This is a genomic window from Verrucomicrobiota bacterium (assembly GCA_027622555.1).
In the GTDB taxonomy this organism is placed as follows: domain Bacteria; phylum Verrucomicrobiota; class Verrucomicrobiia; order Opitutales; family UBA2995; genus UBA2995.
Genome location: JAQBYJ010000180.1, coordinates 1 through 8,366 on the forward strand (window position 1 = coordinate 1; position 8,366 = coordinate 8,366).

7 protein-coding genes and 1 other RNA gene are annotated in these 8,366 nt (G+C 48.1%); all 8 read left to right on the top strand.

Going from position 1 to position 8,366, the window contains the following annotated elements; genetic code table 11:
- Positions 1–588 precede the first annotated feature (588 nt).
- The 8 genes from ssrA (at position 589) to O3C43_23940 (ending at position 8,196) form a co-directional block, all read left to right on the top strand.
- Positions 589–946, top strand: a transfer-messenger RNA (tmRNA) gene (gene ssrA, locus O3C43_23905).
- Positions 947–994: 48 nt separating this feature from the next.
- Positions 995–2,359: a site-specific integrase gene (locus O3C43_23910; GenBank protein ID MDA1069531.1), complete on the top strand. Its 1,365-nt coding sequence runs from the start codon at positions 995–997 to the stop codon at positions 2,357–2,359.
- On the top strand, positions 2,356–2,877 hold the full coding sequence (locus tag O3C43_23915; protein ID MDA1069532.1) for a hypothetical protein: 522 nt from the start codon (positions 2,356–2,358) through the stop codon (positions 2,875–2,877). The genes O3C43_23910 and O3C43_23915 overlap by 4 nt, the downstream gene beginning before the upstream one ends.
- 74 nt (positions 2,878–2,951) lie before the next feature.
- The gene (locus tag O3C43_23920; GenBank protein ID MDA1069533.1) at positions 2,952–3,194 is read left to right on the top strand and encodes a helix-turn-helix domain-containing protein; all 243 of its coding nucleotides are present in this window, start codon (positions 2,952–2,954) and stop codon (positions 3,192–3,194) included.
- A 244-nt stretch (positions 3,195–3,438) separates the two neighbouring features.
- A complete protein-coding gene (locus O3C43_23925) occupies positions 3,439–6,264 on the top strand; it encodes a TonB-dependent receptor plug domain-containing protein (GenBank protein ID MDA1069534.1) in 2,826 nt (941 codons plus the stop codon).
- 124 nt (positions 6,265–6,388) lie between these two features.
- On the top strand, positions 6,389–7,291 hold the full coding sequence (locus O3C43_23930; GenBank protein MDA1069535.1) for an alpha-L-rhamnosidase N-terminal domain-containing protein: 903 nt from the start codon (positions 6,389–6,391) through the stop codon (positions 7,289–7,291).
- 112 nt (positions 7,292–7,403) lie between these two features.
- The gene (locus O3C43_23935) at positions 7,404–7,901 is read left to right on the top strand and encodes a hypothetical protein (GenBank protein MDA1069536.1); all 498 of its coding nucleotides are present in this window, start codon (positions 7,404–7,406) and stop codon (positions 7,899–7,901) included.
- Positions 7,902–7,980: 79 nt separating this feature from the next.
- Complete coding sequence (locus tag O3C43_23940; GenBank protein ID MDA1069537.1) at positions 7,981–8,196, top strand: hypothetical protein; 216 nt, start codon at positions 7,981–7,983, stop codon at positions 8,194–8,196.
- Positions 8,197–8,366: the final 170 nt, after the last annotated feature.

Genomic DNA, 8,366 nt, shown 5'->3' on the forward strand with positions numbered 1-8,366 from the left:
GCCTGAACTACGAACCAAAAAAAAGAAAACCTTCCTTCCGGAAGGCTTTTCGAACAGGGTCTAGCTACTGAATAAAAGCTGTTTGTGGAACAATTACAGATCCTATTCGTCTAAGATATCATAAGAATTTTACAGACCCATTTGCATATCCATCCAAAAGTAATAAAATAAATTATGGGACTTTTCCTACATAAAGTGTACCGCCTGATGTCTGAAAAAGGCCTGAGTTATCCTGAGGCTTGCAGGGAATTGGCCTTGCACGCCGCCAGAAGGCGAAAAGCGTTGAGGATGAGGAAGGCTGGTAAATGGATTCCTGCGAAAAAACCAAGGACACCTGAGGTGTTAATTGTACCTCAATATCCACCAGAGCCACCTAAAGTCCACCATTTGGAGCAGACATTTTTGGAATTTAATTAAGGGAATCAGGATTCGCCGTAAATCTGATTTAAATCAGGAAGCAATAATTAAGATATCACTTGATTTCGCTGTGTTTCATTGCATCTTAACTCATTCTTTTGTTCTTTGAAGTTCTCAGTCTAACTTCAATCGTATTGTCCAGTTGCTCAATGCCAACAGGATATTTTAATTGGGGGTGTTCCGGATTCGACCTTGAATTGGAGCATGGGGCTGCATGTCGATGATGATAGTTACCATTGTGAAAATGCTATCGCATACTTATTATAAGTGCCAACGATGAAGCATTACCTATGGCTGCATAAATCAGCCATCGTCTCTACTCTGACACCTGCTAGGGGATAGAGGCGCCGACAGCAGGCATAGCTCTCATGGGGTATCCAGCCGAGAGCCGTATCATCACTCTGGGTACTAGTAAGCCAGTAGCGGGTCCCGTCGCGATTGGGGAGCGAAATTAAATGCGAGACTAAACATGTAGACGCCGTATGTGAAGGCTCAAGGGACGCGGGTTCGACTCCCGCCACCTCCACCATTATTTTACTGGATTTTTTGGCATTCAATAAAGAATCCTGTCAACTTCATGGCAAATATGGTTGCCAAGTTGCCAGGAATGGCCATGGTTGTGCGTATGAAGGCACGGAAAACGAACGATCTCGAAAAGTGGGAGTATCCCCCGAAGTCCGGAATCTGGATTAGGGAATTCCTCTATATTCAAACCTTTGAGGGTAATCAGAAAACCTATTCGGCTTATCAAGTCACAGTTCCGGGGAAGGTATACGGTAAAGCGTATACACGTAAAAGGCGTCAGTTCCCCACCAAGGCCAAAGCCCAGAAATGGGCTAACGAAGTTGTCCTGGGATTGAAATTGCAGGGGGAAGTATTTTTCAAGGCAACCGAGGAGGAACGGCAGGAATTCGCCGCTTGTATGCCAAAGCTGAGGGACAAGGGACTGACCCTCACCGAAGCGGTGAATTTCGCCCTTGAACGCCTGAAACCCAAAGGAGGTGAGAAAACCATTGGGGAAATCACCGAGGAATTGATTGAAAGTAAACGTATACGTTTTGATCGGGAGGATTTGCGCCCGCGCTCCTTCAAAGATTTCCGGAACCGGACTTCCAAGTTTGCCAGTGATTTCAATAAAACCCCAATCTATGATCTTACCGTTGAAGAGTTAAAAACATGGCTCATAGCCTTGGATGTTTCTCCGCGAACCACTTTCAATTACCTCTCGGTGATTTCCGAGGTGCTGAAATATGCGGTGCAAAAGGGTTACCTCTCAATCTCGCCAGTCAATGAACTGACCGACAACGACCGGAAAGAACTTTGTGGTTCGCTTACCAAAGAGCAGGAACCGTGTATTCTGACCATTGAGGAAGCCAGAAGGCTTTTAGATGCCGCCCGGGACAATCCAGACCTGGAATTGCTCGGAATGGTCACCCTGGGCCTTTTCTGCGGGATTCGGGTAGAGGAATTAAAACGCCTGAAATGGGAAGATGTCCACGACGACGAAGAGAATCCGGTTGTCACGATATCCGGAACCATTGCAAAGAAGCGGCGGATTCGCCATGTGGATATTCCGGAAAACGCGGTTCAATGGCTTTCGCTCTGTGCCGATAGATCGGGCACGGTGGCCAAGAACAGGTACATTACCGAGCATGACAAGCGGTTCCGGAAACTGCTCAAACTCGCTGGATTCGGTCATGAGGATGAGAATGGAGTCTGGAAATCTTCCTGGGACAACAATGCAATGCGCCACTCCTTTGGAAGTTACCATTATGCGTTGACCGGTGACCCACTTGAAACAGCCCGGCAGCTGGGACACAAGGCAAGTGATCAGGTTCTTTTCGACCATTACAGAGCCTTAGCCAAGAAGAGCGACGGCGAAAAGTACTTTGCCATCAAACCAGCTGCAAGCGCGGCCAAGATCTTGGAGTTTGCAAGATGAAATGGGCAAAATTCAAACATCTTCCACGCAATGAAAAGCTTCTTTCTCGCAGAAAGTTAGGTAAATTTATTCATAGGTATGAAAAATTCCGCAAGGATGTTAAAACGTCCGGCTATGAACCACCAAATGAAAATAAAGACTTCAATTTATGCGTGGTTGCATGGTGTGAATACCGCAATGCTGACACAATGGAAAAAATGATAGATTATTTAGACCAAATCGTTGAATGCGATGGCGCAAAAGGACGAGCACCTAATGTCGCCTTGGGGTATGCACGATGGTGGCCAGAGTTTTTCTTCGGCTTTCCGAACCCTGACGGTAAAGGCGGGTTTGTACCTGGGTTTATTTCAGTAATAATGCAGGATTTCGCAGACGATCCTATCGAAGAATATTTACTCTACACCGATTTATCAAAAATGACCCTCGATCATGTTGTGGACGAATTGTTTAAATTGGGAATAAAAACATCCCATGCAGTCGTTAGACAGCGTGTGAGTGTTTGGGACAGGTTGCCCTAATGTGAGAATTCCCTGGGATTTTCTCACCAACATTATTGGGACAAAGGCGCTTTTATTTGCATCGTAGTGCAGCAATGAAAACTTCATTGCAACTCACCGCGCCTGTCCACGAAGCGTCAGGCATCAACTATAACAAACCGAACATGTCGGTTCCGGAAGCCGCCCAATTTCTTGGGATAGGTTGCCGCACGCTCAGAGAGCTAATAGCCAGGCAGGAAATCCGGCATGTTCGAATTGGCCGAAGGGTCCTGATCAGAAAACAGGACTGCGAAGCCTTCATGGAAGAAAACATTGTTCAAGGAGGCCGGTCATTATGAACAGTACGTTAATTGTAGCATGTGAGCCTTCCGGACTGCCAGGGAGGGTAGAGTATAGGCCGGACCCTGAAAACGTCCTGAACGCGATAGGGTCGCACGAAAAAGGGGCATCCCGAGGGTTGGATGCATTGTTTAATCTGCGTTGGAAGTTTTCCCGAGACGGTTGGGACTTCCGATGCCACATCAGAAAAGGGGTATGGGGCCTTTTTGAGAAATCCAAGGAGGGATACCCCGGGGGGCCAATATTCGCGACGTTGGAGCGGCTATGACAATCATGACCCAGGAATTTCTTGAGGACGTAGGAGCTGTCTCTTTTGAGGAAGCCTTGGAGTTTGCTCCGAATACCGACACCTATGAGGCTGGCATTATTAATACTCCTGACGGTTTATCCACCCGAAACCAGAATCAAATCACCGTTCGGGGTTTTCAGAATACTTCTTTGAGCCGTGATTTCTTCGCTTCGAGTTATCAGGCGGATATCTACAACACGGAAAGACTGACGTTTTCACGGGGTCCTAACTCCATATTGTTCGGTATTGCTCAGCCTGGTGGAATAACCAACGCTCTTTCAAAACGGGCGCGATTCTCGGAGATACGTGAAATCTCTGTGCGTGTTGATAGTGAAGATAGCCTCCGTTTTTCCTTCGATTTTAATCAGCCACTGATTGATGATGTTCTGGCAATTCGCGTGGCTGGTCTCGATTACGATACCCGTTTCTGGCGCGAACCTGAGTGGGAGCAAGGTCAAAGGATTCATGGAGCTCTTAAATGGAAACCGTTTGGAAACACCGACGGTTCCTGGGAAGATCTGGAAATCAATGTTACTTATGAGGACGGGGAAACCGATTCCCAGCGGCTGGGACGAAACGAGCCTATTTACGACCGGGTAACACCCTGGATTGAAGCGGGACGTCCTCTTTCAGATGCGATTGGAACGGTAACCAATGCCAATGCTCCGGACGGCATTGAGCAAGTCATCAATGCGGCACAACTCTACATAATCAATCAAAGCACGGTCCCAAGTGCGCAAGGGGTGCCCACTCTTAATTGGCGGCGTATGGCCAGAGGAGCGCGACCCGCAGAAGCTGATAGTGATCAGAGTCGTAACGCGTCCCTACTGGATGAAAGCATTATGCCATTTGATGTAAACTACTTGGGTGGATCCCGCCGTTACACCGACGATTTCAGCACTTTCCAGGTTATTGTGAATAAAAGTTTTTTCAGAGATTTGCATATTGAAGCGGCCTATAATTACCAGGATTATGATCGTGTCTCAATCGAGGAAATCCGTGGTCCTGCGCTCAATGTGGATGTCAACCGCTTCCTTCCCAATGGAGATCCCAACCCGAATGTGGGGCTCTACTACCTTGATGGTCCGATCGTCCGAAACCAGCCGTTCGGCCAGACCAGGCAAACATCTAAACGTTTCTCGGCCTCCTATCAAATCGATTTTACAGCGAATGAGAACTGGGTAAGGCACTTGGGGCGTTTGCGACTTGCCGGATCTCTTGAATCCCAGGACGACAAATTGGACCGCCAATGGATTCAGTTATCTAACCTTACCCCACTGCTTACCAACGAGCGACAGGGACTGACCGGTCCAAATGCATTTCCTGCAGCCATCAACAGTCCCCGAAATCGGATAAATTTCAGGCAGTATCTGGACCCGGCCAATGGATTTAATGTGGTGCCGGCGGCTTCCGAAAACTATCCTGGCCCATTTTATGCCGGAGATACACTTCCGGATATTGCGGACGCAGGGGGTGTGTCAGCCGCCTTTATTGCCGATTTTCCCGGATTCAATACTATTACGGAAAACCGATCCGATGTAGTGGCTGCGCAGTGGTTCTTTCTAGATAATCGTGTCGTAGCAACCTACGGTAAGCGTTGGGATGAGCAAACTTCCTGGAACGCGAATGGACTTATTAATGCTGACACGGTTGGCGGTCTGCGTCCTTATCCACGGGGATACAATTCCAAAGATGATCCTGATAGTAGAATATTCCGATCCGGCCAGCCCGAAACCCGGGGTATCGTTGCCTATCCCCATGAATCTTTCGGCCTATTCTATAACGAGTCAGACAATTTCCTTCCTGTGGGGCAGCAGTTTGATATCGCTGGAGAAATTTTCCCCAACCAAACGGGAGAAGGTAAGGATTATGGATTCAAATTCTTTTTATTAGATAATAAGCTTTCAGGTTCCTTTACTTGGTTTGAAACCGCGCAGGTCAATGAACCTACAGGCTTTATCCGGGCTGGTGCTCGAGGTATTGCCCGAGCGTTCACGGCCTCTGCCAATGACTTGTGGAATAAAATAGCGGATATCACCGGTGATGATAAATACCTCTCCACTCCGTACCTCTATGATATCGGACCTTTCTTTAATGCTCTGCAGGATATCAACTCAGAAGGAATTGAGTTTCAGATGGTGTGGAACCCAACTGCTCAATGGCGTATTTTGTTCAACTATAGTGAACAGGAAGGGGTCTATCAGAGCTTGGCGCCTAGGATGGCTACCTATTTCAATGAGTTCGTGCCAAGTGAAGTTCAGGCCGAGTGGCTCGATGAGCCTCTGGATAATCCGATTCAATATAATACCGGTGAGGTGACCACTGTTGGCGAATTGATTACAGCCACTCAAGCGGATATTATGCGCATCCAATCGTTGGTAGGCACTGCAGATACACGGCAACCGCTCAGTTCTGCCAATCTGGTTGCAAACTATAGTTTCGAACAAGGCTCGCCGCTTGCAGGCTGGACCATTGGAGGAAACGTTCGCTGGCGCGACGATCGATTCCTAGGTTTCCCATTTGGCTCCGATGGAATATCGATTGATGGCAGCAAACCATTCCTGGGTGGAAAACAAACCGATATAGACGCCCTGATTCGATACCGCACGAAGCTCTTTGATGGAAAGGTAGATTGGAGTATCCAGATGAATATCCGAAACTTGCTCGATGAAACCGATCTCCTGCCATTCCAGATTGATGGACCCAGGACGGGGAAGGTTGTTCGTTGGAGTTACCAGGATCCACGGACTTTTCTCCTGACCAATACTTTTAGATTCTAGTTTGTAGTTTATATGGTCACAGCAGTGCCGGGCCGGTTTGGCCCGGCACTGTTTCCCCCGACTGGATGCGTTGCGATTTGGGCCAGGACATATTAACTTCTGATCTTATCCATTACGTTGAGAAATGCGAAAATTACTGATACTTATTCTCGGTATGACTTCATGGGTCACCAACCACTCGATTGCGGAATCGATAACACCAGTGCAACTCCAAGTGGAGCATCTGGAGAATCCATTGGGAATTGGAGAACGGACGCCACGCTTGTCCTGGAAGGTCGGGGCAGTCGATGAGATTGCGCCTGGACTGACTCAAAGCGCTTACCAAATTCTTGTCGCCAGTTCTGAGGCGAAACTTGCTCGCAATGAAGCCGACCTTTGGGATTCAGGGAAGATCAGTTCGAATAATTCGCGCCTGATTCGTTATGCGGGACATCCGTTATCCTCCCGGTCGGAATGTTACTGGAAAGTGCGCCTCTGGGACGGGGCTGGCAAGGCCAGTGAGTGGTGTGAGAATGCTTCATGGTCGATCGGATTGTTAAGTCAGTCTGATTGGCAAGGCGATTGGATCGCCATGGAGAACAACCACGAATTTGAAACTTCGGAAAACGTCACCTTCCTGGCCAATGATCCCGACCGGGGCACCTTGAAAATGCGGCCGGCCAAATACTTCAGAAAGGAATTCACAACCAAGAGGAGTGTGAGCCAGGCCACCCTCTATGCCACCGCCCGTGGGATCTACAAAGTGGAAATCAACGGCGAGCGGGTGGGGGACGAGTACCTGGCACCTGGTTGGACGGACTACAACAAGCGCCTCTATTACCAGACCTACGATGTGACTTCGCAAGTGCGTGCTGAAGGAGCTAACGCCATTGGCGCAACCTTGGCCGACGGTTGGTATGCCGGCTACCTGGGCTATGCCTTGTTTGTCAAGATGCCCTCAAAGCCTTCCGGGCGCGGCTACTATGGAGAAACACCCTCGCTGATCATGCAGTTGGAACAACCCCCACCTCTGCGGCTTCGCCGCTGAAAAGCAAATTCCTATCAATAATTTCCTCTCTTGTTATGAAGTGAAACAAGCTCTCCATCTGGTTTGGTTATTAATCTCACTCTTCTCATGGTGCGGATGTGTGAATATGCAGATGGCAGTTCAAGACCATCGACCACAGTTAGTTGAACACCTCGGAGTTGAGCAGGAGAGTATTCAAATCTTGAGTTATTGCGGAGTCAAAGTAGCCAATGAATCAGCCAAGACGGTTTCACTCACAAAGACACGTATATTGGCCCTGACCGATGAGGCTATGTTTTTGTATACGGAAAACATAAGGAAGGCTCCCAATGAACCTCATGTCCGAATTCCGCTGGAGGACATCCGAGAAGTTTCTCTGCGGAAATCAGAAGTACTGATACGGCATGAAGGTCAACTCCGGATCATTGCTCTCTACAACAAGAATATCTACGATGAGGATCGTGCGGGCACGCAGGACTTATTTAATCAACTGCTAGCCAGGGGTGTTGCAGAATACACAGCAGTTGAAGAAAGTTACACCGTAGTGACCAACAGACCCAAAAATTGGAATAAACCCACGAGAACGAAAAGAATCCCTGCAAAGTACCGACAGCGACAGAGTTTCCAGTAAGGGATTCGTCAGAATATAATTCCGATAATTCCATCAGCCATAAATAATAATCTGAAGGCCCAAAGAAATCCCCAAAGTCATGAATAGGTCCTCACAACTTCTTTTAGTGCTTACCACCCTCATTCTATGCGCTGGCTGCATGAATATGCGGTTGGCCGTTCGAGAGCACCGCCCCCAATTGGCCGAACCGCTCGGAGTCGAACAGGACGATATTCAAATATTGAATTATTGTGGCGTCAAAGTTGCCTACGAAAGAACACAGCGAGTTTCCAAGCCAATAAGCCTCCATTCGTAAAGACCGTTCACCACTAACACAAAAATCATCAAATCTTCTTATCGATGTTTCCAGTTTTTTCTCCTCCCCCTACGTGTCCTGTCGAAGCTCTTGAGCGAAGACGGAAAACCCCCACCTCGGCGGCTGCGCCGCTAAAAAGCAAATTCCTATCAGCCCCCCACCGGATTATT

Excerpts from the sequence above, each read along its gene's own strand:
- O3C43_23910 (MDA1069531.1), top strand. The coding sequence starts at position 995 with ATGGCAAATATGGTTGCCAAGTTGCCAGGAATGGCCATGGTTGTGCGT.
- O3C43_23915 (MDA1069532.1), top strand. The coding sequence starts at position 2,356 with ATGAAATGGGCAAAATTCAAACATCTTCCACGCAATGAAAAGCTTCTT.
- O3C43_23920 (MDA1069533.1), top strand. The coding sequence starts at position 2,952 with ATGAAAACTTCATTGCAACTCACCGCGCCTGTCCACGAAGCGTCAGGC.
- O3C43_23930 (MDA1069535.1), top strand. The coding sequence starts at position 6,389 with ATGCGAAAATTACTGATACTTATTCTCGGTATGACTTCATGGGTCACC.
- O3C43_23935 (MDA1069536.1), top strand. The coding sequence starts at position 7,404 with ATGGCAGTTCAAGACCATCGACCACAGTTAGTTGAACACCTCGGAGTT.
- O3C43_23940 (MDA1069537.1), top strand. The coding sequence starts at position 7,981 with ATGAATAGGTCCTCACAACTTCTTTTAGTGCTTACCACCCTCATTCTA.